Consider the following 24,711-nt stretch of genomic DNA (forward strand, 5'->3'; position numbering starts at 1 on the left):
TCTAACTAAAATTCCATGCGCTCGATAGTGCATATGAAAAGGGCGGCTCAAGCCGCCCTGTTCTTGTCTGTTGTTATGGCTCAGCGCGTTACGAGACAGCTGCCGCCAGCCGACTTCAAGCGACCGCACAGCGCATTGGCATCATCACGCGAACCAGCCTGAACGCGGACGCGGTAGTAGGTGCCCTTGCCCGGAATGTCGGCGCGCTTGATATCCACGCCGCGTCCGCCGATCACATTGGCATATTTCTGCGCCATGTTGGCATAGGACTTCTGCGCCAGTTCAGCGGAAGGCTGGGATGCGATCTGGATGAAATATCCACCTGCACCAGCAGCGCCACCGGCAGCCGATGCAACCTGCTGGTTAGCAACGGGAGCAGCTGCGGCAGGCGCCTGCGTCTGCGTACGCTGCGGAACGTTGCCCACGATGTTGACCGGCTGTTCAGCTGGACGCGAAGGAACAACCGGAGCATGTGCCGGGAGGCGCGGCGTTTCTGCAGCCGGTGCCTGAGCGACAGGCGCCTGTGCCGCTGGCTGCTGGGCCTGCGGTGCAGTTGCGGTCGGTGCTGGCAAAGCACTACCCGAAGCGATTGCCGCGATTTCGTCACCACCAGCCGGAGCGGATGGCTGTGCCGAAGGCTGCACACTGTTGTTGGCCGTCTGCGGTGCTGCCGGTTCCGGAGCGCGTTCCGGCTGCATGATCGTGCCATCCGGGCGAACAATCATGGTTTCAACTTCGCGAGGCTGGATCAAAGGCGCATTTTCTTGCGCGTTCTGTCCATTTTGAGCGCCAGCATTGGCCTGACCGTTTTCAGCCGATGAGTCCGGCGTATCAGTCATGGCTTCATTGTCGTCCGTACCGGAAATATCGACTGGCTCTTCACCCGAGGTGATCAGTGATTTCTGTTCCGGATTGTTCGGCAACGTACCGGCAACGCGATCGTAAACCGCCTTGTCCTGATTCGGGACCGTTGCACCGCCGGGGTTTTCCGGCTGCATCTTGATCGGCTGGTTGTCGGCATGAATGACGACCGGCTCCTGCGAACCACCGCCCATGAAATGATATCCGATACCACCGAGCAATACGACGGCACCGGCAACGCTGGCCAGAATCAGGCCGCGACGGCCACGAACCGGGCGATTGCGATAGGCTTCCGACGCTTTGCCAAGATCGTCTTCCGGCTGCATGGCGGCACGTGCGCCATAGTCGCCGCCTTCGACGGTCTGCGCGCCCTGGGCGGCCCAATGATTGTAGAAATCGTCTTCGCTGCCAGCCTGTTCGCCTGCATTATAATCGCCAGTCTGGCGCGGCTGCGAGCGACCATAAGAGCTTGCAGCGGCGGCAACGGCTGCGCCGAGGCCAACTGTTGCAGCACCTGCAGCAACACCGGCATTCGGCAGATAGCTGGATGCGCTTTCGCGGAAAATATCCTCAAAGGCCTTGTCGGCTTCGCTCTGCGCTTCGGTAGGCGTGTTCAACTCATCAACGCCAACCGTATTGAAGACCTCGGCAAATTCAGCTTCGAGATCGCCAAGACCAGCAGCGGTTTCCTCTTCACCGTAATTGACTTCCGGCAGATCGAGGGAATGGGTCTGCTCAACCTTGTTTTCGGCAACGCTCAGCGTTTCAACGTCCGGTGCAGGTGCACTGGCGGCCTGCTGTGCAGCTGCGAAATGCGGCATCGACGTGGTCGGGCGATAATCCTCATCCGAAAGCACTGCATGAGCATAGGCAGGCGCGGCTGCGGCTGCACTATTGTCATCATGCAGATCGAGATCGTCTTCGTTGAAGAAATCATCGCCGCCGAGCAATTCTTCGTCGGTCGCCTTGAGGACTTCCGATTCGGAGTAATCGCCGGAAGGCTCGAAACCGAAGTCGTCTTCGCTCAGGCTCAGCTCATCGAGATCCGACAGATCGTCGTCCGTGCCTTCCGCTGCTGTCGTTGCGGAGAATGCAGCGGCATCGAATGAGAAATCATCGTCGAAGGAGAAGTCGTCCTCCTGCGCTGCAACTTCGTTTGAAGCCTGCTCCGAACCGGCAAAGGTACTGGAAGCAGCGTAAGGCGCTTCCGCCTCACCCGCATGCGCGGTTACCGTCGGCATCTGCGCGACAACGCCCGAAGCGAAATTGCCACGGGTGTAATAGGGATAGCCAGATGGCTCCGTGCGGGCGGCGGCTTCCTGCGCAGGCGCAGCAGCTTCTAAGGGCTGATGCGGCTGTTCGAAGGCCTGCTCGTCCAAATGCAGTTCATCGAGCTGAAAATCGTCAAATGCGGGCTCAGCCTCTTCCTCTGTCGCATAGCCATGATCCGATGCAGCGGATGCGTAGGATGCAGCCTCCTGCGGCTCGTATGCAGCGGCCTGCGGCGCATAGGATACTGGCTCTTGCTGATAGCCATAGGCGCTGTCGTTCGCGGAGGCTGGCTGCGGCTCGTCACCGAACAGTAGGTTTTCCAGCTCGTCTTCAAGCGACATGGACTGATGGGCAGGCTCAGCGCCATAAGACGGCGTTGCAGGTTCAACAGCCTGTACATCCCAGTCACGGCTTTGCGCGGTCTGCGTCAGATAGGATTCTTCGTGCGGCTCGATAGCCGGCTGATAGATCGTCGGATCATATGCGCCGTGGTCGGCTGTATGACCTCCCTGCGCACTATCCGGCGATTCGTGATTATCATAGGCCGAGCTTTGCGCTGCCGCATAAGGGTCGCCATACGAATCACGCGCATTCGAATAATCGGCATAATCGAACTGCTGAACAGGCTCGGTGCGTTCGACGTCTTCGAAGTCGTCCAGTTCAGGCGCTGGAACGGATGCTCCATTATCCAGATGCAGGTCGAGTTCTTCTTCCAAAGCAGAAGCAAGGTCTTCTTCGTGCGCCAGCGGTTCCGCGCCACGATAATACTGTTCGCTATAGCGCTGGTCCTGAGCAACTTCCGGCTCAGGCTCGACAGGCTGATTGTGACTTACCGGCTGCGCGTAATTGTCAAAGTCGCCGAGAAGCTCGCGTTCAAGGTCAAGCGCCGGATCAAAGTCAGGCTCGGGCCGGTCGTGAGATTGGCGCTCGTTCCAAGCGGAATGATCACCTTGAGGCGTGCCAAAGTCCACGATTCGCGACAGTTCCATCAGCGGATCGTCTTCGTGCAGCGGACGCTCGCCGTAATTACGGGGATTTGCACTGCTGTCCGTCATGGTGTGTTCCTAACTCAAACCCTGGACGCCGCAAGACGTCACTTTACATTGCTTATTAGCGAGGCAATGTGGGCAAAAGTTGACGGTAGTTTCCTACGCCGAAAGACCAGAACGGGATAAACCAACACCTTCAGTTCATCCCGGTCTTCTCTTTTTAGACTTGATCTACCGCATTCAAGAGCTTCGTTTGACTTAACGAGCTCCCGGTCAGTCCATCAATCCTAGCGCATTTCCGTCGGAGCGTCAGCCCCGATGATCGTCAATCCGGACGTCAGAACATCGGAAACAACCTGTACCAGCCCTAGCCTGGCTAGTGACAAGTCTGGATCGTTAACCTTAATAAAACGTAAGTCCGGGTTCTCTGTGCCCTTATTCCATTGCGAATGGAACGCGCTGGCAAGGTCAAACAGGTAAAAAGCAAGACGATGCGGCTCCTGATGGATCGCCGCTGCTTCGATCAGACGCGGATATTCTGCAAGCTTGCGAACCAGTGCAATTTCGCTCTCGTCGGTCAGCTTGTCGAACTGTGCGGCCATGGCAACACGATCCAGATCGGCAAGGCCCAGCTGGTCGGCAGCCTGACGGAAAACCGAGTGCGAACGCGCAGATGCGTACTGCACGTAGAACACCGGATTGTCCTTGGACTGTTCGGTGACTTTCGCAAAATCGAAATCGAGCGGCGCGTCGTTTTTCCGGTAAAGCATCATGAAACGCACCGGATCGCGGCCCACTTCGTCGACCACATCGCGCAAGGTGATGAATTCACCCGAACGCTTCGACATGCGCACCGGCTCGCCGTCGCGGAAGAGCTTTACCAACTGGCAGAGCAGCACGGTGAGCTTGGCCTTGCCGTCGGAAACGCCACGCGCAACGGCTTCAAGACGCTTCACATAGCCGCCATGATCGGCGCCCAGCACGTAAATCATCTCGTTGAAGCCGCGGTCGTACTTGTCCTTGAAATAGGCAACGTCGGCCGCAAAATAGGTGAATGTGCCGTCAGACTTCATCAGCGGACGGTCGATATCGTCACCCACTTCGGTCGAGCGGAACAGGGTCTGTTCGCGATCTTCCCAATCTTCCGGCAGCTGGCCCTTCGGCGGCGGTATCTTGCCCTTATAGACATGGCCCTTCAGCGTCAGATCGTTGATTGCATTGCGAATCGCACGGGCATGGTCGGCGTGCAGCTGACGTTCGGAATAGAACACATCGTGATGGACGTTCAGCGCTTCCAGATCAGCGCGGATCATCGCCATCATGGCATTGATGGTGGTTTCCTTGACGATAGCCATCGCTTCAGCTTCCGGCATTTCCAGAAGCTTCGTGCCATATTCCTTTGCGAGCGCCTGCCCCACCGGCACGAGATAATCGCCCGGATAGAGGCCAGCCGGAATTTCACCGATGATTTCGCCCAGCGCTTCGCGATAACGCAGCATCACGGAGCTTGCGAGCACGTCGATCTGCGAGCCAGCATCGTTGATGTAATATTCCTTGACGACGTCATAGCCTGCGAATTTCAGCAGGTTGGCCAGCACGTCGCCGACAACGGCGCCGCGGCAATGACCGACATGCATCGGGCCGGTCGGGTTGGCCGAAACATATTCGACATTGACCTTATTGCCCGCACCAAGCTTGGAGCGACCGAAATCCGTGCCTTCATTGAGCATCGCGGCAAGCTCGCGCTGCCAGTAGCTAGCCTTCAGACGCAGATTGATGAAGCCCGGACCGGCTACATCGACCGTTTCGACATCGTCGTCATTCTTCAAGGCTTCGGCGATACGCACCGCAAGTTCGCGCGGGTTCTGACCAACAGCCTTGGAAAGAACCATGGCCGCATTGGTCGCGATATCGCCATGGGTCGCATCGCGCGGCGGCTCGACGCCAACGCGAGAAAGATCGAGTTCACCGCCATCTTTCGGTTTCAGATCAATATCTTGCAACGTCTTTTTGATACGTGCGTCGAAATCTGCGAAGATATTCATGGTCTGTCCTGTCAGGCTTTCGTCTGGAATTTTGACTGCGTGTTCCAGAGTCGGCTCGTTCTATTAGATAGTTGTGTTGCAGACGGCCTTTCAGCCTCGCAATCACTTCGTTTGGCTCCGATTAAGCTAAATCGGGGGTATGGTCAAACAATCGTCGGTGTTCGCGCACGGCAAAATTATCAGTCATACCCGCCAGATAGTCGGCGACACGGCGCGCGCGCGACGGGATATCCAGCGTTTCACAGTCGGACTGCCATTCGGGCGGCATGATCGACGGATCAGCAAAACAGGCGTCGAACAAGTCCTGCACAATTTTGTCTGCCGCCTGTCGGCGCAGCACGACGCTGTTATGGAAATAGAGGTTTTTGAACAGAAACCGCTTCAGCACCTTTTCCTCGTCGCGCATCGTGGGTGAAAACGCTACCAGCGACTGCGACTGGGCATGGATATCGGCAATGCTTTGCGGCTGCGCCGCCGCCAGACGGCGCTGGGCTTCGGCGATAACATCCTCGACCATGATGGTGATCTGCCTGCGAACCAGTTCATGGCCGGTGCGCACGGCATCAAGATTGGGATAGCGCCCGCGCACCACATCGAGCAGCCGCTTGGTCAGGGGCACTTCATCCAGCGCCTCAAGCGTCAGCAGGCCCGCGCGCAGGCCGTCATCGATATCATGGGCGTTATAGGCGATGTCGTCGGCAATCGCCGCACATTGCGCCTCCAGACTGGCAAAGCGCCCCAGTTCCAGATCGTAGCGTTCGTTGAAATCGAGGATGGGTTGCGGCACCGGCTCATCCGAATGCACGGCATATGGTCCGACCAGCGGGCCATTGTGCTTCACCAGCCCTTCCAGCGTTTCCCAGGACAGGTTGAGACCGTCAAAATCCGCATAGCGATGCTCAAGCTTGGTAACGATACGGAGCGATTGGGCGTTGTGATCAAAGCCACCGTAATCCTTCATGCGTTCGTTGAGCGCATCCTCACCGGTATGGCCAAAAGGCGTGTGTCCAAAATCATGCACCAGCGCGACGGCTTCGGCGAGATCTTCATCCAGCCGCAGCGCACGGGCCAGCGCACGCGCAATCTGCGCCACTTCAATCGTATGCGTCAGCCGCGTGCGGTAATGGTCGCCTTCATGCGCAATGAAAACCTGCGTCTTGTGCTTCAGACGGCGAAAGGCGGTAGAATGGATGATGCGGTCGCGGTCGCGTTGAAACGGGGTGCGTGTCGGGCTTTCCGGTTCCGGCACCAGCCGCCCACGGCTTGAGATCGGATCGCAGGCATAGGGCGCGCGCTCACGATAACCAAAGCCTATTCCTTCCAGCGACATTGCGATGCATCCTTCACTGTAATATGATTACACTATATTCATGCTGACATTGACTTCTATTGGTAGCGTTCATAGCTATCAGAGGAATATGAAGGCAAGTCTGCGATAACGGGCAGCCGGGGAAAATCCCGCTCTGGCCCAGCAACTGCAAACGGACGAGACCGATGACAGGCATTACCGTTTCCGATTCCGCCGCAAAGCGGATCGCTAAGATTCTCAATTCCGAACCGGACAAGACCGCGCTGCGCGTTTCTGTCGAAGGCGGCGGCTGCTCCGGTTTTTCCTACAAATACGATCTGGTCGATGAACAGACCGAGGACGACATCGTCATTGAAAAGCTCGGGGCGAAAGTTCTGATCGATTCGATCTCGGTTCCTTACATGGATGGATCGGAAATCGATTTCGTTGACGATCTGATGGGCCAATCGTTCCAGATCCGCAACCCGAACGCGACTGCGTCTTGCGGCTGCGGCACGAGCTTCGCGATTTAATCGAACCGAAACGCATAACGTGAAAATAAACCGGCTGCCTCATGGCAGCCGGTTTTGTTTTGTCAGACTTTGACCGAAGCGACCGTGGTATCGATATGGTCCACCAGCGCATCCGGCAGACCCAGGCGTCCGGCCAGCATATCGAGATAACCGCGCTCCGCCCGGCTATCGGGATCGATGGCCAGACGCGAAGCAGTGTAAAGCTCCACTTTCTGCTCTTCCGTCTGAGCGGCAGCGACCAGCGCGTCGAGATCGACCGGATCTGCCAGTTCTTTCTGGAAAAACGCTTCCGCCTCGTCATCAAGGCCAGAAATCTGAAGCTTCTCCATGATACGTGCACGTTCCGCATCATCGATATGACCGTCTGCCTTGGCTGCGGCAATCATCGCCTGGATCAGCGTCAGGGCGAAACTGTTGCTCATGGCCGGCGACTGCGGATGAAACGGCGAATCGGCAGGCGGCGGCGGAAGAAGCTCCTGCTCCTTGGCAACCGGCTGTTCCGCCGTTTGCGGCGACTGGCCGGACTTGTAATTCTTGTAGGCCAGATAGCCGAGACCAGCGATGGCTGCGATGCCGCCAACAGTAGCGACATTACCGGCCAGCTTGCGGCCCGTCTTGGTGCCAAGAACTGCGGCAGCGATAGCGCCGGTGGCAAGCGGGTTCTTCTTGGCGAGATCACCGACCTGCCCGGCTTTGTCCTTCACACTCCCCGACATGCCTGGTACCTGCGATCCCAAAAACTGGTCGAGAAGTTTCTTGGCGTCGAACATTGTTATCTCCTGTCTGGCTCCAATGAGTCCGAGATAGGAACGCAAGGGCGGCAATACAAATGCGCACAGCATCGAAATATGCGCAAAGCTGCAATTTCTGTGATGAGGCCAGCGCCGTGCTTGCCCTCACCCGCTCAAGCGCCTAATCATTGAGCCATGAAGATCGCTACGTGGAATATCAACGGCGTCAAGGCCCGCATCGAGAACCTTCAGCATTGGTTGAAGGAGTCTTCGCCCGATATCGCCTGTTTGCAGGAAATCAAGTCGGTGGACGAGCAGTTCCCCCGGCTTGAGATTGAGGCGCTTGGCTATCACGTCGAGACCCATGGCCAGAAAGGCTTCAACGGCGTCGCACTTCTTTCCAAGAAGTCACCCGACGAGATCAATCGCGGCCTGCCCGGCGATGACAGCGATGAACAGGCGCGCTTCATAGAGGGCGTTTATTCGACCGATAAAGGCGTCATCCGCGTCGTGTCGCTCTATCTGCCCAACGGCAACCCGATCGATACCGAGAAATTTCCCTACAAGCTCTCCTGGATGCAGCGTCTGGAAGCCTGGGCGAAAGATCGTCTGGCGCTTGAAGAGCCGCTTGTGCTGGCTGGCGACTATAATGTCATTCCCGAACCACAGGACGCGAAGAACCCGCAGGCATGGCTTGGCGATGCATTGTTCCAGCCGCAATCGCGGCAGGCGTTTCGCAAGCTGGAAAATCTCGGTTTCACCGAGGCTATTCGCGCGGCGACCGACGATGACGGTATCTATTCATTCTGGGATTATCAGGCAGGCGCCTGGCAGAAAAACAATGGCATCCGCATCGATCATCTGATGCTGTCGCCAGAAGCGGCCAATCGTTTCGTATCGACCGATATTGAAAAGCACGTTCGCGCCTGGGAAAAGCCGTCTGACCACGTACCGGTTACGGTCACGCTGTCGGTTTAAGACGAAAGAAGCTTAGAACGAGCCCTTGGTGGTCATATCGCTGGCAAGAGCGACAGCGTTCCGGCGATCCGCTTCACCGACAATCGAGAAAGCCTGTTCCTGCATTTCGCGTATCCAGGTGCAATCCTCGGCTGCGCAACGCTCAGAGGCAGCCGTCATGAAGGCCAGCCCGCGCACGGTCTTGCCAGCCTGAAACAGCATGTTTCCAAGCATGGCTTGAGCACTGACATTGCCCTTGTTCGCAGCCAGCTGGAACCAGCGTGCGGCCTGAACCGAATTGCGCTCTCCGCCCTCACCGGACAGGAGCATCTTGCCAAGCTCGAACTGGGCAGCAGAATCGCCGAAATTCGATGCGGCCTGCACATAAAGATCGCGGGCGACACCCAGATCAGCGCGCACCGGCGTACCCGGAATGCCACGCTTCACATATCCAGCGAGCGCAACCAGCGCATCAGCCACATAGGAATCGTTCTCGGAACCGGGTTCGGAACCTTCACGGACGATCTTCTCGAAAATCTTGTAGGCTTCGTAGTCATTTTCAGCCACGCCATCGCCATCGGCATACATGCGGGCCAGTTTCCACTTTGCACCCTGATGACCGCGCTCGGCGGCATAACGCAGCGCCTTGATCGCTTCGTCCTTGTGACCGTTCTTGTAAGCGGAGAAGCCGAACTTGAAGAGCTCGAACGGGCTGCGCGACTTTTCGGAATCGTCGTTCAGATCAAAAGCAAAGGCACTGTTGCAGGCGATGGCCAAACCAACAGCCATGGCAAGAACAGGATATGAAAAACTGCGACTACGCATCACAACGCCGGTCTTTCACAATAGTTGGCACAAATCGTGGAGAAATAATTCATTGAAGGCAGAATAGCCATGCTTTTCGTCAAGACTGAGACCCGATCTTGGCCGAAAAAAGCCTTACCATCATAGGAAGGAATCGGAGCAGCGTCGGCAAGGTTTCCCTTGCTTGCATTCGGTTTGCTCTGCAACAACGCGCTCTTGCTCATTCCTGCCTAATCCTGCGGGAGCCTTCGCTCCTGATTGTTTGACGGCTTCTGCCTTTCCTTGACGGATGATGTCCCTTTGTGGCGGGAAATAGGCAAAAATGACCGTAGTTCTTTGTAACCTAAAGTAACGGTAAAGACTGTTGCCGTTTGACAACAAACTCACTGTTGTTGCTCATCGAAATGCGCTCCCCATCGAACAAAGCGATGGCGATTGTTTCCGTCTGGCGGACGCATAGAATAGAACAGCTATGACACAACCGATTGGAACCAACCGGATCACATGCGCAATTACCGACGCCCCTATAGGCGCCCGCAGAGGCGATTTACCTCCGGCACCCGCCGAAGCGGAATAGGAGGATTTCGCAGCATCATACTGACTTTATTGTTCTTTTCCGCGATTATCGTTGGTATTTCATACCTGCCGGATGAAAAGCGTCCGACCGAAACGCGCGACGGCCCCGTCTATGTGATAGATGGGGATACGGTGATCATAAACAAGGTGCATATTCGCCTGAAGGGCATCGATGCGCCGGAGATGGCGCAGACCTGCGAGCGAAACGGTATTCTTTACGATTGCGGCACGGAGGCTCGCAATTTCTTGCGGGCAAGAATCGGAAGAACACCGATTCGGTGCGAGACGGAGGGCTTTGACCGCTATGGCCGCGATCTGGCGCGTTGTTACCTCGGCGAAACCGATCTGAATAGCTGGATGGTCCAACAGGGTTGGGCGATTGCCTATGGCGATTATGAGCGCGAGGAAGCGGACGCCCGCAAAAATGGTCGCGGCATCTGGGCTGGCCGCTTTGAAAAGCCCTCGTCATGGCGAAAGGAAAATCCGCGCGAAAGCGAAAACGCGCAAACGAACCATGGCAGCGCTCAGACGAACGGGCACAATAGCTTCAGCGCATTCACTCACTATATTAAAGAGCGTATCACTGCCCTCATCAATTATTTCCGATGACGACATCCCAAAATCCGGAGCGAAGCTTCATGGAAGACCTGAACACGCTCAGTCAGTCGATCAAAGCGTGTCGCATCTGCCGCGATGAGCCGCTGTTTCAACCACCGCTGCCGCATGAGCCCAACCCGGTCTGTATTGTCTCCAATACGGCGTGCATTGCCATATGCGGACAGGCGCCCGGTATCCGCGTGCATAATACATCCCTGCCGTTCAACGATCCATCCGGCGACCGCCTGCGGCAATGGCTCGGAACGACCCGTGAAGAGTTCTACGATCCTGCCCGGTTTGCCATCGTTCCCATGGGCTTCTGCTTTCCCGGTTATGACAAACATGGCGGCGACCTGCCCCCGCGCCGCGAATGCCGCATGACATGGCATGACCGTGTCTTTGCAGCCATGCCACAATTGGAGTTCGTTCTGGTGGTCGGGCAATATGCGTTAGCCTACCATCTTCCCGACTATCGCGGGCGCAATCTGACCGAAACGGTGAAGAACTGGCGGCACTTCATTGAAACGCCCAACAAGGCCGGACGTATCGTGCTGCCGCTCCCTCATCCTTCCTGGCGCAATAGTGGCTGGCTGAAGCGCAATCCATGGTTCGATGAAGAGGTTGTGCCTATTGTTCAGGCAAAAGTCCGAAGCCTCATCAACGACGATAAATAAATTTTACAAGATCGGTTTTCATAAGAATATTTTTCCTGTAACTTCTGTCGATAGCACATCATAAGGTATGACGTTTCGCACACTCGCAAAGTTCGGGAAACGATTTCTAAAACCGGGAACGGAAACGCATGGACAGGCTCGACAGAAAAATACTGCGCTTATTGCAGGAAGACGCAACATTGGCAGTGGCAGACGTTGCCAAGAAGGTTGGCCTTTCCACAACGCCTTGCTGGCGTCGTATCCAGAAGCTTGAAGAAGATGGTGTCATCAAGCGCCGTGTGGCGATCCTCGACCCGATCCGCGTCAATGCGCGTGTGACGGTCTTCGTATCGGTGCGCACCAGCTCGCACAGCCATGAATGGCTCAAGCGCTTCTCGGAAGTCGTGCAGGAATTCCCCGAAGTTATCGAATTCTACCGCATGAGCGGCGATGTCGATTATCTTCTGCGCGTCGCAGTGCCGGATATTGCGGCCTATGACGCCTTCTACAAGCGACTGATCAGCAAGATCGAAATCCGCGACGTGTCGTCATCCTTTGCGATGGAGCAGATCAAGTACACAACTGAACTGCCGCTCGACTACATGGTACTGGACAAGGAAAATAATTGACCTCCCAAACTTTGAAATGAAAAAGTCCGCCGATCGGCGGGCTTTTTGTTTTAAAAGACATTCAAATCAGAGCAGCCCGAGTGCGGCCAGTTCCTGACGCAGTTCGGCGGGAAGTGCCGCTCTGCCCGATTTTCCGGCTGCTTCATCACGCGGCACTTCATTGTCGCTCAGATAACGCCACCCCTGAAAGGCGCGGCGCGGTTGCCATTCCGTCGGAACGATCTTCGGTTCCAGCACGAAGTGGCAGCGGCTGATGCCCGCCTCATCCGTAAAGGGTCGGACATCCAGCAATCGCTGACGGCACTGGATATTGCCCTTGATGACCCAGTAAAGCGAACCGCCTTCAAGCAGCTCATCAATGCGTTTTGGCACCATCCGCGTCGTGTGGGTCTGTTCGGGCACAAGCCCAGCGCCCCGCTGTTCGGCGAGACGGAAATCGATCCAGGCTGCGAGATCTTCGATACTATCGCAACCGACACAAAGCTTGACGAGATTGAGAGCCATAGAAGCGGTTTAACCAAGGGACGCGACCGCTTCAAGCGTGAAGAATCGCGTTCTCCTAAAATTGAGAGCCTGAATCAAAAAGCGGCGTGTGTGTGCGAAAATGGTGATTTTCGAGTACCGGAGCGGAGCGTACTCAAGGACGTGAGCACCGGAAGCCTCGCATAATCCCGAAAAGTTGTAGACTTTTCGATTCAGATTATGCGAAAGCAGATTTCAAATTGCCATTTGCAGCCGCACAGGGCGACTTTTGGAACAGGCTCGAGCGCTCAGCAGGCCACCACGTTCACAGCAAGACCGCCCTGACTGGTTTCCTTGTAGCGCTCGCTCATGTCATGGCCGGTCTGGCGCATGGTTTCGATGCAGGCATCCAGCGGCACGAAATGCTTGCCATCGCCCTTCACTGCCAGCGACGCAGCGGTCACCGCCTTCACGGCACCCAGCGCATTGCGTTCGATGCACGGCACCTGCACCAGTCCGGCGACCGGGTCGCACGTCATGCCAAGATGATGCTCCAGCGCGATTTCAGCGGCATTTTCGATCTGTTCGGGCGAACCGCCGAGAACTGCGGCAAGTCCGGCAGCAGCCATTGCCGAAGCGGAACCCACCTCGCCCTGACAGCCAACTTCAGCACCTGAAATAGACGCATTGTGCTTGATAACGCCGCCAATAGCTGCCGAGGTCAGCAGAAAATCGCGTATGCCCTTCTCGTCGGCATCGTCGTGAAAATGCAGATAATAGCGGAGGACCGCCGGGACTACGCCCGCCGCGCCATTGGTCGGGGCCGTAACCACCCTGCCGCCCGAGGCGTTTTCCTCGTTGACCGCCATGGCATAGACCGACAGCCAGTCATTGGCGAGCAGCGGATTGCTGCGATTGTTCCGCCAGTCATCCTGAAGTTTGTCATGGATATGCCGCGCACGACGACGAACGCCCAGCCCGCCGGGCATGATGCCTTCACGGCTCAGGCCGCGCTCGATACAGCCGCGCATAGCGCCCCAGACGCGATCCAGTCCTGCGTCGAGTTCGTCACGCGACATATGCACTTCTTCATTAGCGCGCTTCATTTCAGCGATCGACAGCCCACTATCATGGGCCATGACCAGCATCTCGGCGGCATTGCGGAAAGGATAAGGCACATCGGCCTTGTCGTCCTGCTTCGCTCCGCTGCGCTGGACGCGGCTCAACTCTTCCTCGGTGACGACAAAGCCGCCACCAATGGAAAAATATGCACGGCGCAACAGGAGATTGTCGTCACGGTCATAAGCGGAGAATGCCATGCCGTTGGCGTGGCCGGGAAGCGGCGTCTTGCGGTCGAGAACGAGATCGACCGCCGGATCGAACTGATAGGCCGGATGGCCTTCCGGCTGCACTTTCTTGCTCGCCAGAACCTTCTCTACTTCCGCATCCATGATATCGGGGTCGATTGTGTCCGGCAGAAAACCGCAAAGGCCAAGTATGACCGCGCGGTCGGTCGCATGACCAACGCCTGTATAAGCCAGCGAACCGTGCAGGCTCGCTTTCAGGCGAACGATCTTGGAATGCGCAGGCCGAGGCCAGTTGCCGCTGATGATCTCATTGAGAAACATTCGGGCAGCCGTCATGGGCCCCATCGTATGGGAACTGGAAGGCCCAATACCAATCTTGAAGAGATCGAAAACCGACAGAAACATTCCACACCTTCTACAGCCCGCCGACATGCGAGGACTGACCAAGCTTTGACCGTAACGCTGACCCTGTCAGGACAGTTGTATGCGCAAGCGAATACAACACGCGTTTCGGTACATTCATATCAGATAGTGTAGGAAAGGAATAACGCAAACGGATTGCCGAAATGCGGCATCAATTTTCCGGAATGCGTAGCTCTGTTTCCGCGCTGCCTTCGGATCAGTCTGATCCGCAGCGCCTCATCGATCAGACAGAGAAGAGATAGGCCATGAGAATGATAGCGGCGAGCCCAATGACTGCCCAGAGCGTAACGCCCCAGCAGGATTTTTGAACGGTTTCGTCCATGGAACTTTTCATAACCCTATTGTGTATCGGTCCGGATAACAGCGGTTTTGATCACGTCACTGTTACCAATCATATAGCTATGTGGAGCGCGAAAAGCAACGGCGAAAAGCGGCTGAAATGCGGCGATCTGTTAAAAGTGCCAGCGCCGCACTTCAAAAAATTATTTCTAATCAAATGCTTACGAATTTTTTTCGTTAACAAAAGCTTTATAGTGACGGCGGAATTGCGGCATCAGGGTTGTGGCAGGAACATATCTGTCTTGCCTGTGAACCGGTAAGCGGCCAGTCCCACCCACTCCCGCATTGCCACGCTGAAGCGCGACAGAGCGTCATTGGGTGACTCCAGATAGATGGAGAGTTTTTCGTTGAGGCGCGTCTTGTAATCGACTGGCCAAGCGATCACGTCGAAACCGGCCTTGCGAAAACAGCCGACAGAACGCGGCATGTGATAAGCGGAGGTCACCAGCAACCACTTTTCACCCGGCTTGGGTTGGGCCAGCTCTTTCGAGAACACCGCATTTTCAACCGTATTGCGCGACTTGTTCTCGTAAATATAGCGATCCCCGGAGAAACCCAGATCATTCAAAAGCGCCCGGGTCGTGTCGGCTTCACTGCTCGATTCTTCAAAAAATGCGCCCTCGCCGCCAGAAATAATAACCTTTGCATTCGGATAAAGCCGCGCAAGTCGCATAGCTTCCACGATACGGTCGGCGGCGCTGTTCAGTTCAAATCCCGGCCGTCCCGCATTGATGTCACCGTTCATATAACCGCCCAGCACAACGATGCCGTCGACATGCTCCGGCAACGCGGCTTTTGGGAAACGGTCTTCAAGCGGCGCGAGAAACAAAGCGCCAAGCGTCGTGAAGGCGCTGACAAACAAAATGAGCGCTGCCGCGCCCAGCGCGGCCAGACCGGTTTTGCGAAAGCCTATCCATAGGGCCACAAAGCCAAGCAAAACGAACAGGAAAATGATCGTAAGCGGTTGAAAGAAAAGCCAGAAAAGTTTTGAAAAACTATAGAACACTATGAAGCCCCGAGCATACCGACCAATGCGGGATCGAATCCCGCTTATCGCAATACTATAGAATTGGCCGCAGGCTGTGTTAGAGATTTGCGAGGAATCGGAGCCGGAAAGCACCATGCAGAACACTGCCGAAGCAGAAACCACACCTGCCAGCCCTCGCACCTCGCTGGGGCGTCTCGGGCGCATCGATATAGCGCGCGGCATCGCGCTGATCGCCATGGCGATCTACCATTTTGGCTGGGATCTGGAGTTTTTTGGCTATATGGCGCCGGCGACGACGGCACAGGGCGGTTGGAAACTGTTTGCACGCTGCATCGCCTCCAGCTTCCTGTTTCTTGTCGGTTTCAGCCTCGTTTTGGCCCATGGTCGCGGCATACGCTGGCGTTCGGTAGGCATACGTCTGGCGCAGATCGTGGTCGCAGCAGCGGCCATTACCGGCGTCACCTATCTGATGTCGCCAGAGAGCTTCATCTTTTTCGGCATTCTGCATCAGATTGCACTGGCGAGCGTTCTCGGCCTGCTCTTCTTGCGCCTGCCGTGGATTGTGACTCTGATCGTCGCAGTGTTGGTGATCGCCGCGCCCTATTTTGCCAGAGCCGAGATTTTCAATCATCCAGCACTGGCGTTTGTCGGGCTTTCAACCGTCACCATACGTTCCAACGACTATGTGCCGTTGTTCCCATGGTTTGGCGCTGTTCTGGTGGGGATTGCGGCTGCGCGTATCGCCGAGCGTTACAATTTGCTGGCACTGCTTGCGGGAGGCATCAAGCCCACCTTCCTGCAAAAGCCGCTCACCTTCATCGGCAGGCACAGCCTTGCCTTCTACCTCATCCACCAGCCGGTGCTCATTTCGCTGGTTTATGTGTTTGTGCAGATCGCGCCGCCTGCCCGACCAGCGCCCAGAGAAGCCTTTACGCAGTCATGCGTGGCGGCTTGTTCGCAAACCGGCAGCGAAGCGCTTTGCAATGCGTTCTGCGGCTGCGTCGTGAGTGAACTCGACAAGGCGCAACTGTTTGATGATGTCTTTACCGGCAAGGCCGATCAGCAGAACAACAGCACGGTGCGCGAGATTGCGAATATGTGTTCGCCAGTTCCCGATACACAACCCGAATAAGCGGTGTTACGTACTGACGCCGAGCTCCGCCAGCCGCTCAATGCAAGCTTCTTCGATCTGATCCAGCTCGCCGACCGTTTCGTCGATATCGCGGCGCTTCTGGCGCAGGTCGTCGCGTTTTTCTTCAACGCGCTTCATCAAAAGCTTGAGCTGACCCGTTTCGCCGGGGGGCTCGCGATACATCTGGATGATCTCGTGAATCTCGGCAATGGAGAAGCCCAGACGCTTGCCGCGCAGAATCTGCTTGAGAAGGTGACGGTCAGACGGACGGAACAAACGGGTCCGGCCACGCCGAACAGGCGCGATCAGTCCTTCATCCTCGTAGAAACGCAGCGTGCGGGTCGATATTCCGAATTCCCGCGTCAACTCCGTAATCGTATAATATTCGCGCACCACGATCATCACACCTTACTTAAGAGCACATTTTGAACTGAATGAATCAGACTTGCACCCTCAATCTTTATTTTACACTCATCTTATCCAAAAACCGTCACACAGTTTTTGGGACAAGCACCAAATGATTGAATGTTGTGCAACTGCATTTACGTAAAAGTCAACATCAATCCGTCACATACTAAAATATTGGCATTCTTTTAGGAGCCGCAATCTTGGGCCTATAACAGGCAGAAATTGCGGAAAATGCGCGAATACTCGCAGAAAAGACGCATTAAAACAGCAATATAGCGCTGTATCCGGCTAGGCGATCTTGCCATGATATTGCCGATCATGCGTTATAGCGACATCACGAAACAGGTATGACGGCAATTTATGCGGCGCTCGGTAAAATCCACATTGATCGGACTCATCGTCATCGCAATCGGCGGCGCGGTTCCATTTGCGGTCGAGCCTATTGTGGTCAAGATCGGCGAAGGATCGATTCGCCAGCTCGCGCAGGATGGCAAATTCTGCAAAACAGACACGTGCGACGAAGGCATTCAATATGTGACGGCCTTTCTGGAAACCAATTATGGCCTCTCGCCGCACGATGTTAAATGGTGTATGGGCGTCGATGTCATCGCGCATTACGAACTGCCATTCGGCAATAATCTAAAAAAATCCGTTACAGACCGCATGTATGCCCGATGCGGCGATCCCCGGCAGGACGAAGCTGAGGGCGATCACAGTGAAGAATAGAGCCGGATAGAGGACACACTTTCATGAAGCGTTTTTTGCGCATTGTTGCCTGGCTTGTCCTCGTCTTCATTCTCATCGTCACAGTCGGCCCGATCAACTTGCGTCCGATCAGTGGTGAACCTGCGAATGTTGAACGTTTCGGAGCATTCTTTGTCGTGGGTGCGCTTTTTTCCCTCGCCTACCCCCGCCATTGGCTATCGGTCTTATTGCTGACAGTTGGCTGCGCAGGCGCGTTCGAGCTTTTGCAGCGTCTGGCGCCTGGGCGTCACGGGGAAATCGCAGATTTCCTGTTCAAGGCTGCGGGCGCCGTCTGCGGAACGACCGCAGGCTATTTTCTAAGCCTGCTCATCCCATCCCGCAAATCATAATCGATCAGGCGACCGACATCAGGCTCAGCCTGTCGCGCGCGGTCTGGCGCATGAATTCCTGATGGATTGAGCGCAGCAACGCGAACAGATCGTCATTTGCGGCCAATTGTCTGCTTTTGCCAGCGGTTTCGAGCATCAAGGCCGAGACTTCAACCGGGCCGAACTTGCTGCGTCCGCTGGCAACGGCGCGCCATGCCTCGACGGCTGCAATCAGCGCAGCATGTGTGGCATCCGCCAAACCGGCAGAACGCAGCAATGCGACCAGCGCTGCCGGGCGTCCATGCGAGATGATCGAGCAGATGCGGTCTTCATCGAGATCGGATAACGACGCCATCAAAGCCGCGAACAGATCGATGCGGCCCCCTGCGACAACGCGGATGATGAAACTGGTCGTCACCTCACCGCGCAGACGCAGATGCTCCACAACGGCAGGCAACTCCTCATGTGAGCAGGCCTCGGCAATGTCGATGGAAGCACGCATGGCGGCATCGCCGACGAGCTTCGCAGCGCGCCGCTCGCCCAGAAGACGATTGACCAGCGGCATTTCTTTCAAGGCATCGCCAACCTTCACCACCAGCAAATGACGGCAATCGGCAGGCAGTTGCGGATGCGCCAATAACGCCTCACGCACATGCGGCTCATGTCCACAGCGCTCCGCGATCCGACGGAATGACAGCGGGGCAATCCGCGCACAACCGTTGCGAAGCAGTTCGGCGACCGATTCGAACGTGCCGACTTCTGCAATAGCGGCAGCAAGCGCGATTGAAACATGCGGGCGAGCCGCAACTAGCAGCTGGATCAGCGGCGCACCGAAGGAAACACGGTCGATAAGGTCTGCTTCGCTCAGCAGCGGCGAGCGGGCGATAATATAGCCCGCCACTTCCGGCTGATCGGCTGCAAGCGCCGTGACGATATGCAATGGGGAATGCGCGCTGGTAGACAGAACATCGGCCATGGCGATACGCACTTTGGGCGACGGATCATCCAGCATCAACGTCAGGCTTGCTTCAGCAAAGGCACGAGATTGCTGCGGCTCCTGCTGGTCAATGCAGCATTGCGCAAGCGCTGCGGCTTTGACGATACGTGCTGAAACCGGCTCGTTTCGGCTGATAGGCGCACCATTCTCGATATACATTCTGGCCCCGCTCCAGACAGTTCATGTATTCGAAATTGGTAAATTAAAATGGTTTATGATCCGTTTACCATAAGCCCCACACGGCTCTGAAATGGAATGGAACCGAACGGCCTTCCGCACGTTTTCCCTGCATCAGTAAACGGAGACGACAAATGGCCGAAGACAAGACCACCAACGATATCCAGCAGGCTTTGGAAAAGCAGATCGCCGATATGCGCGGTGAGCTGAAACGTCTTTCCCGTACGCTTGCCTCCCAATCCGGAGAATTCCGGGAGCGTGCGGAAGACGCAATGGATGACGTATCGGGTCGGCTGCGGCACACGGCGCAGGCTGTTCGTGATCGCGGACAAGTGGTGGCGGAAACGATACGCGAGAACCCCGGAACGGCGACTACGCTGTTCGGGACAGCCGGCATTCTCGGCATTCTGATCGGCGTGGCCATCGGATGTGCGATCTCGGATCGCCGCTGAGTATATTCTGAAACGTCTGGAACGGTTTTCGGAATATGCGTTAAAGCAAGCCGATTGAAGCCGGTTTAAGGAAGGCCCGCGCCGCCCCCTCGCGCGGGCCTTCCTGCATCCAAATTGCTTTTTACTTTACGCAGGTTCGGCTGGCTGATAGTCAGCCGCATCGGCAATTTTGCCACCGGTCGCAGCCTACCCGGTCAAAACAAGGACAAGAGCCAAGCAGCAATGCTTGTGCTGCGCGCATAAGCGCGAAACTGGCTGCGCCGCAACCTGACGAAAGGCGCTTAAATGTCAGAAAACACGATATATTCCGGCTTGACCCAGCTGGGTTCGACCACCGGCGTGCCAACCTCGCCCGAAGAAGCCGTTCTCGAAAAAGTCGCCAATCCGCAGCATGGCACGCGCTATTGCGTACGCTTTACCGCGCCGGAATTCACCTCGCTCTGCCCCATGACGGGCCAGCCGGATTTCGCCCATCTGATGATCGACTATGTGCCGGATCGCTGGCTGGTGGAAAGCAAATCGCTCAAGCTCTTCCTGTTTTCATTCCGCAATCACGGTGCTTTCCATGAAGATTGCACAGTCACCATCGGCAAGCGTCTGGTGGACCTTCTGCAACCGGAATGGCTGCGCATCGGCGGTTACTGGTATCCGCGCGGCGGCATCCCGATTGACGTGTTTTACCAGACCGGCGCAGCACCGCAGGATGTGTGGATCCCGGAACAGAATGTGCCAAATTATCGAGGAAGGGGATGATGGAGGCCTCGCCCTGGGTTTGAACCAAGGACAGGGGAGTTTGCAGGCTCCCTGCGTTGCATTCCGCCACGAGGCCATTACCGATCGCTACTAGAAGATAGAACTTGCTGACCGGTTAATGGTTGCAATCATACCCAATTAATCTGGCGAGAATGTGAACCTTCGGATGTACGCAAGGACAACAGCCGGTAACCGCTCTATTGTTCTGCGTTGCGGCCGTACCTATTATCTTGTCAGCCTACAGCGCCTGTCCAATTTCGGGAAAACACCATGAAACGACCCGGTATCTTCATCTCCCTCACCCTGCTATCCGGCATCATCCTGACGGGCTGCGGTGGTGCGGGGAACGCCGCCATGGATACGGGCAAGAGTTTTGACCGATTCGCCTGTATGTCTCGCAACTTCAAGGGAGAGCCGCCCTGCCCGCAGCCGGATCAGGCTCCGCCCAAGGCTCAATAGTTCCTGAGCCTGAAACAAAAGACGAAAAACCAGACAAGGAGGCCCCCAATGGCTATTGAACCGCAAGATGTGCTCAAATTCTGGTTTTCTGCCAAGATGCGTGAAAACTGGTTCACGAAAAGCGACGCTATCGACGAAGAGATTCGCGAAAAATTCGCAGCAGCCTATGAAGATGCACGTGCTGGCAAGCTCGAATCCTGGAAACAGCAACCGGAAAGCGCGCTGGCCCTGACCATTCTGTTCGACCAGTTCCCGCGCAATATGTTCCGTGGCGCGTCCCGCTCCTTCGAGAGCGACGGTCTGGCGCTGGATGTGGCCATGCAGGCGCTTGACCACGATTTCGACCGGCAGCTTTCCGCCGATGAGCGGCAGTTCTTCTACCTGCCCTTCATGCACAGCGAAAATCTGGACAACCAACGCCGCTGTGTGGATCTTTATGAAAAACTCGGCGACCAATACTCGCTCGGCTTTGCCCGCGAGCACCACAATATCATCGAGCAGTTCGGACGCTTCCCGCATCGCAACAAGGTGCTAGGCCGCAGCACGACGGAAGACGAAGCCGATTTCCTCAAGGAACATGCCGGTTTCTAAAGCACATCCCGAAAAGTGTGAAACGGTTTTCGGATAAGATGTGCGTCAAAACAAATGGATAGGGTATTTCTGGTTTCAATTGAAACCAGAAATACCCTATCTACATCAACCGGTACGGCAGGATTCCACGGCGGTCGTGATCGACCGCCAACCTGCTTTTGAGCGGCGGTACAGCGCGCTGCACACATTCCGCACGGTCGCAAATACGGCATGAAACGCCAATGGGGTCGAAGGCTGACCGCGCCGTGATATCGAGACCATCCGCATAGACGAAATCATGCGCGTAGCCGACTTCGCAGCCAAGCGCGATGGCATAGCGCCGCTGCGGAGCGTTGAAGCCTCCTTCGCTTTTCGTCAGTTCGGTCGCCACGCAAAGATAGCGTGCGCCATCGGGCGTTTCGGCCAACTGGCGAATAATCCGCCCCGGCATTTCAAAGGCCTGATGCACATTCCAGAGCGGACAGGCAGCACCATAACGCGCAAATTGCAGCTTGGCGGCACTGTGGCGCTTGGTGATATTGCCTGCGCGGTCGATGCGCGCGAAAAACACGGGGATGCCGCGCTGGCCGGAGCGCTGCAAGGTGCTGAGACGATGCGCAACCTGCTCCAGACTGGCCCCGAAGCGCGAAGCCAGCAGTTCAAGATCATGGCGCAACTCCTTCGCCGCTGCGAGGAAAGTCTGGTAAGGCATGACCAGCGCTCCAGCGAAATAGTTTCGCAGCCCGATCTTGCAAATCTCCACCGCTTCAACCGAGCGAAAATCGGCTCGTCTTGCTATCGCATTGACCAGATCTTCCATTTCAAGTTCGGCGATCTGAAACGCAATCTGAAAATGACGGGTGGAAGCAGGTGAATAGGGGTTGAGATAGAGAACCCGCGCCACCGGATCGAAGCGGCGCAGAACCGCCTCGTCGGAGCCAGCTCTTGCCAGCCGCACCCGATGCCGCTCTTCCATATATTGCGGCAGGGCTACGCCGATGTCCCGTCCGGGAATATCCAATTGCTCCGCAAGCTTTTCCGCTGCAACATCAATCTCATGCACATAATTGTCGATAAAATGAAAGAAGTCGCGCACTTCCTCATAAGGCGCGGGCTCGGCTATCGAGGGTGCGCGCCCCAGCTGGTTATCGAGACTGGCAAGCTGCTCACTGTTGCGCCGATAAGCCTGATGACACGCAATCAGGGCATGGGCCAGCCCCGGCGCATTCTGGGTGATGAGTTTCAGTTCCTGAAGGTTCGGCTTGTAATTGTCGAATACGGGATCAGCCAGCGCCTCGGAAACCGCCGATAGCAGCCGGTCATCATCGCCAAGCGAGATTGCGCCGATATCGATCTGATAGTTTTCAGCCAGCGCCAACAGGACAGCAGCCGAAACCGGACGCTGGTTATTCTCGATCTGGTTCAGATAACTCGTTGAAATACCGAGACGTTCAGCAAAAGCCGACTGGGTCGCCTTATGCTGCTCGCGGATTTCGCGTATCTTCCTGCCGACATAAAGCTTCTTGGGTGCCATTTTCGCAATTTCGCATTTTGCTATTTGCAAATTTATAACTTACACAATCGCACCTTTTCAAGCTTTTCTAGACGGCTCACAAGCGCTTTAAGCGTTTCAGAAAACGCATATAAAAATGCCTATCATTTCAGTTTCATAACCGACTTTCGAAGGTCGCAATAATGCAGGAACTCCTAGAACAGCTCGAAGCCCGCCGCGCCGAAGCGCGTCTTGGCGGTGGCCAGCGTCGTATCGACGCCCAGCACGCCAAAGGCAAACTGACCGCACGCGAACGCATCGAAGTGCTTCTCGACGAAGGATCGTTCGAGGAGTTCGACATGTATGTCACGCATCGCTGTACCGATTTCGGCATGGCGGAGCAGAAAGTGGCGGGCGATGGCGTTGTCACCGGCTGGGGCACGATCAATGGCCGTCAGGTCTACGTGTTCAGTCAGGATTTCACCGTTCTCGGCGGCTCGCTGTCGGAAACCCATGCCCAGAAGATCTGCAAGATCATGGATATGGCGATGAAGAACGGCGCACCAGTCATCGGCCTCAACGATTCCGGCGGTGCACGCATTCAGGAAGGTGTCGCTTCGCTGGCCGGTTATGCCGATGTGTTCAAGCGCAATGCCGATGCTTCCGGCGTCATCCCGCAGATTTCGGTCATTATGGGCCCCTGCGCGGGCGGCGCGGTCTATTCCCCTGCCATGACGGATTTCATCTTCATGGTGCGCGACTCATCCTACATGTTCGTCACCGGCCCGGATGTGGTGAAGACCGTCACGAATGAGATCGTCACCGCAGAAGAACTGGGCGGCGCGCGCGCGCACACCGCAAAGTCGTCGGTCGCTGACGGCGCTTACGAGAACGACATCGAAGCGCTGGAACAGGTGCGCATCCTGTTCGACTTCCTGCCGCTCAACAATCGCGACAAGCCGCCGGTTCGCCCGGTCCATGACGACCCGTCGCGACTTGAAATGCGGCTCGATACGCTGATCCCCGACAGCGCAACCAAGCCTTACGACATGAAGGAACTCATCCTCGCACTGGCCGACGAAGGCGAGTTCTTCGAAATTCAGGAAGCCTTCGCCAAGAATATCATTACCGGCTTCCTGCGCATCGAAGGCCAGACCGTCGGCGTCGTCGCCAACCAGCCCATGGTGCTGGCAGGCTGCCTCGACATCGATTCCTCACGCAAGGCAGCGCGCTTCGTGCGCTTCTGCGATGCTTTCTCAATACCGCTCCTGACCCTTGTGGACGTACCGGGCTTTCTGCCGGGCACAGCGCAGGAATATGGCGGCGTCATCAAGCACGGCGCAAAGCTGCTGTTTGCCTATAGTCAGGCGACGGTGCCGATGGTCACGCTCATCACGCGCAAGGCCTATGGCGGTGCTTATGACGTGATGGCCTCCAAACATATTGGTGCGGATATCAACTACGCCTGGCCGACGGCGGAAATCGCCGTGATGGGCGCCAAGGGCGCAACGGAAATTCTCTACCGTTCGGAACTGGGCGACCCTGAAAAGATCGCCGCACGCACGAAGGAATATGAGACGCGTTTTGCCAATCCGTTCGTGGCTGCGGAGCGCGGCTTCATCGACGAGGTAATCATGCCGCATTCCTCGCGCCGCCGCATTGCACGCGCTTTTGCCAGCTTGCGCAACAAGCAGCAGAGCACGCCCTGGAAAAAGCACGACACCATTCCGCTGTGATCCGGTTC

Annotated in this window: 25 protein-coding genes; 13 read left to right on the forward strand and 12 right to left on the reverse strand. The window is 56.3% G+C overall.

All coding sequences use genetic code 11. The features are described from left to right. Positions 1-80: 80 nt before the first annotated feature. From ACTJKP_RS13775 to ACTJKP_RS13785, 3 genes are all read right to left on the reverse strand, one after another. A complete protein-coding gene (locus ACTJKP_RS13775; RefSeq protein WP_440631053.1) occupies positions 81-3,188 on the reverse strand; it encodes an SPOR domain-containing protein in 3,108 nt (1,035 codons plus the stop codon). A gap of 221 nt (positions 3,189-3,409) precedes the next feature. After that, positions 3,410-5,167 carry an arginine--tRNA ligase gene (gene argS / locus ACTJKP_RS13780; protein ID WP_440631054.1) on the reverse strand — a complete coding sequence of 586 codons (1,758 nt, stop codon included), beginning with the start codon at positions 5,165-5,167 and terminating at the stop codon, positions 3,410-3,412. Positions 5,168-5,288: 121 nt separating this feature from the next. Continuing rightward, entirely contained in the window at positions 5,289-6,497 is a 1,209-nt protein-coding gene (locus ACTJKP_RS13785) for a deoxyguanosinetriphosphate triphosphohydrolase (protein ID WP_440631055.1), read from the reverse strand. Positions 6,498-6,661: 164 nt separating this feature from the next. Here ACTJKP_RS13785 and erpA point away from each other — a divergent pair, with 164 nt between their 5' ends. Further along, positions 6,662-6,988, forward strand: a complete 327-nt coding sequence (erpA, locus tag ACTJKP_RS13790; RefSeq protein WP_182520321.1) for an iron-sulfur cluster insertion protein ErpA — start codon at positions 6,662-6,664, stop codon at positions 6,986-6,988. 62 nt (positions 6,989-7,050) lie between these two features. Here erpA and ACTJKP_RS13795 read toward each other — a convergent pair whose 3' ends face one another. Continuing rightward, positions 7,051-7,758, reverse strand: coding sequence for a tellurite resistance TerB family protein (locus ACTJKP_RS13795; protein ID WP_113533543.1), 708 nt, complete (start codon positions 7,756-7,758; stop codon positions 7,051-7,053). Positions 7,759-7,914: 156 nt separating this feature from the next. On the opposite strand from ACTJKP_RS13795, the gene xth reads away from it, so the two are divergent. After that, complete coding sequence (xth, locus tag ACTJKP_RS13800) at positions 7,915-8,697, forward strand: exodeoxyribonuclease III (RefSeq protein ID WP_440631056.1); 783 nt, start codon at positions 7,915-7,917, stop codon at positions 8,695-8,697. A gap of 12 nt (positions 8,698-8,709) precedes the next feature. Here xth and ACTJKP_RS13805 read toward each other — a convergent pair whose 3' ends face one another. Together ACTJKP_RS13805 and ACTJKP_RS13810 are read right to left on the reverse strand one after the other, a co-directional pair. Further along, positions 8,710-9,501, reverse strand: a complete 792-nt coding sequence (locus tag ACTJKP_RS13805; protein ID WP_280992027.1) for a tetratricopeptide repeat protein — start codon at positions 9,499-9,501, stop codon at positions 8,710-8,712. Further along, positions 9,501-9,704, reverse strand: coding sequence for a hypothetical protein (locus tag ACTJKP_RS13810; RefSeq protein WP_440631057.1), 204 nt, complete (start codon positions 9,702-9,704; stop codon positions 9,501-9,503). The genes ACTJKP_RS13805 and ACTJKP_RS13810 overlap by 1 nt, the downstream gene beginning before the upstream one ends. 484 nt (positions 9,705-10,188) lie before the next feature. On the opposite strand from ACTJKP_RS13810, the gene ACTJKP_RS13815 reads away from it, so the two are divergent. From ACTJKP_RS13815 to ACTJKP_RS13825, 3 genes are all read left to right on the forward strand, one after another. After that, positions 10,189-10,665, forward strand: a complete 477-nt coding sequence (locus ACTJKP_RS13815) for a thermonuclease family protein (protein ID WP_440631058.1) — start codon at positions 10,189-10,191, stop codon at positions 10,663-10,665. A gap of 29 nt (positions 10,666-10,694) precedes the next feature. Further along, positions 10,695-11,327 (forward strand): uracil-DNA glycosylase family protein, encoded by a 633-nt coding sequence (locus tag ACTJKP_RS13820; protein WP_440631059.1) that lies wholly within the window; start codon positions 10,695-10,697, stop codon positions 11,325-11,327. A gap of 128 nt (positions 11,328-11,455) precedes the next feature. Continuing rightward, entirely contained in the window at positions 11,456-11,935 is a 480-nt protein-coding gene (locus tag ACTJKP_RS13825) for an Lrp/AsnC family transcriptional regulator (protein ID WP_078338480.1), read from the forward strand. A gap of 66 nt (positions 11,936-12,001) precedes the next feature. Here ACTJKP_RS13825 and ACTJKP_RS13830 read toward each other — a convergent pair whose 3' ends face one another. The 3 genes from ACTJKP_RS13830 to ACTJKP_RS13840 form a co-directional block, all read right to left on the reverse strand. Continuing rightward, positions 12,002-12,439 (reverse strand): DUF1489 family protein, encoded by a 438-nt coding sequence (locus ACTJKP_RS13830; protein ID WP_151589489.1) that lies wholly within the window; start codon positions 12,437-12,439, stop codon positions 12,002-12,004. Between the two features lie 266 nt (positions 12,440-12,705). Then, positions 12,706-14,109 carry an L-serine ammonia-lyase gene (locus tag ACTJKP_RS13835; protein WP_440631060.1) on the reverse strand — a complete coding sequence of 468 codons (1,404 nt, stop codon included), beginning with the start codon at positions 14,107-14,109 and terminating at the stop codon, positions 12,706-12,708. Between the two features lie 571 nt (positions 14,110-14,680). Next, positions 14,681-15,472: a YdcF family protein gene (locus tag ACTJKP_RS13840; protein WP_440631061.1), complete on the reverse strand. Its 792-nt coding sequence runs from the start codon at positions 15,470-15,472 to the stop codon at positions 14,681-14,683. A gap of 115 nt (positions 15,473-15,587) precedes the next feature. Here ACTJKP_RS13840 and ACTJKP_RS13845 point away from each other — a divergent pair, with 115 nt between their 5' ends. Further along, on the forward strand, positions 15,588-16,586 hold the full coding sequence (locus ACTJKP_RS13845; protein WP_440631062.1) for a heparan-alpha-glucosaminide N-acetyltransferase: 999 nt from the start codon (positions 15,588-15,590) through the stop codon (positions 16,584-16,586). Between the two features lie 6 nt (positions 16,587-16,592). Here the strand turns inward: ACTJKP_RS13845 and ACTJKP_RS13850 are convergent, their stop codons facing one another. Next, entirely contained in the window at positions 16,593-16,979 is a 387-nt protein-coding gene (locus ACTJKP_RS13850) for a MerR family transcriptional regulator (protein WP_078340841.1), read from the reverse strand. Between the two features lie 375 nt (positions 16,980-17,354). On the opposite strand from ACTJKP_RS13850, the gene ACTJKP_RS13855 reads away from it, so the two are divergent. Further along, complete coding sequence (locus ACTJKP_RS13855; RefSeq protein WP_440631063.1) at positions 17,355-17,720, forward strand: hypothetical protein; 366 nt, start codon at positions 17,355-17,357, stop codon at positions 17,718-17,720. A gap of 23 nt (positions 17,721-17,743) precedes the next feature. Next, positions 17,744-18,088, forward strand: coding sequence for a VanZ family protein (locus tag ACTJKP_RS13860; protein ID WP_440631064.1), 345 nt, complete (start codon positions 17,744-17,746; stop codon positions 18,086-18,088). A 4-nt stretch (positions 18,089-18,092) separates the two neighbouring features. Here ACTJKP_RS13860 and ACTJKP_RS13865 read toward each other — a convergent pair whose 3' ends face one another. Beyond that, a complete protein-coding gene (locus tag ACTJKP_RS13865) occupies positions 18,093-19,223 on the reverse strand; it encodes a DUF2336 domain-containing protein (RefSeq protein WP_440631065.1) in 1,131 nt (376 codons plus the stop codon). 152 nt (positions 19,224-19,375) lie between these two features. Between ACTJKP_RS13865 and ACTJKP_RS13870 the strand changes: the two genes are divergently transcribed. The 4 genes from ACTJKP_RS13870 (at position 19,376) to ACTJKP_RS13885 (ending at position 21,496) form a co-directional block, all read left to right on the forward strand. After that, positions 19,376-19,693: a DUF883 family protein gene (locus ACTJKP_RS13870; RefSeq protein WP_078340814.1), complete on the forward strand. Its 318-nt coding sequence runs from the start codon at positions 19,376-19,378 to the stop codon at positions 19,691-19,693. Between the two features lie 285 nt (positions 19,694-19,978). Continuing rightward, the gene (gene queF, locus ACTJKP_RS13875) at positions 19,979-20,446 is read left to right on the forward strand and encodes a preQ(1) synthase (protein ID WP_182514696.1); all 468 of its coding nucleotides are present in this window, start codon (positions 19,979-19,981) and stop codon (positions 20,444-20,446) included. Positions 20,447-20,716: 270 nt separating this feature from the next. Beyond that, the gene (locus tag ACTJKP_RS13880) at positions 20,717-20,905 is read left to right on the forward strand and encodes a hypothetical protein (protein WP_440631066.1); all 189 of its coding nucleotides are present in this window, start codon (positions 20,717-20,719) and stop codon (positions 20,903-20,905) included. Positions 20,906-20,953: 48 nt separating this feature from the next. Beyond that, complete coding sequence (locus tag ACTJKP_RS13885) at positions 20,954-21,496, forward strand: DUF924 family protein (RefSeq protein ID WP_440631067.1); 543 nt, start codon at positions 20,954-20,956, stop codon at positions 21,494-21,496. 100 nt (positions 21,497-21,596) lie between these two features. Here the strand turns inward: ACTJKP_RS13885 and ACTJKP_RS13890 are convergent, their stop codons facing one another. After that, a complete protein-coding gene (locus ACTJKP_RS13890; protein ID WP_440631068.1) occupies positions 21,597-23,009 on the reverse strand; it encodes a helix-turn-helix domain-containing protein in 1,413 nt (470 codons plus the stop codon). Between the two features lie 161 nt (positions 23,010-23,170). On the opposite strand from ACTJKP_RS13890, the gene ACTJKP_RS13895 reads away from it, so the two are divergent. Continuing rightward, on the forward strand, positions 23,171-24,703 hold the full coding sequence (locus ACTJKP_RS13895) for an acyl-CoA carboxylase subunit beta (protein ID WP_440631069.1): 1,533 nt from the start codon (positions 23,171-23,173) through the stop codon (positions 24,701-24,703). The last annotated feature ends 8 nt before the right edge of the window (positions 24,704-24,711 follow it).

This window comes from Brucella sp. 22210 (assembly GCF_052045675.1).
Taxonomy (GTDB): Bacteria; Pseudomonadota; Alphaproteobacteria; order Rhizobiales; family Rhizobiaceae; genus Brucella.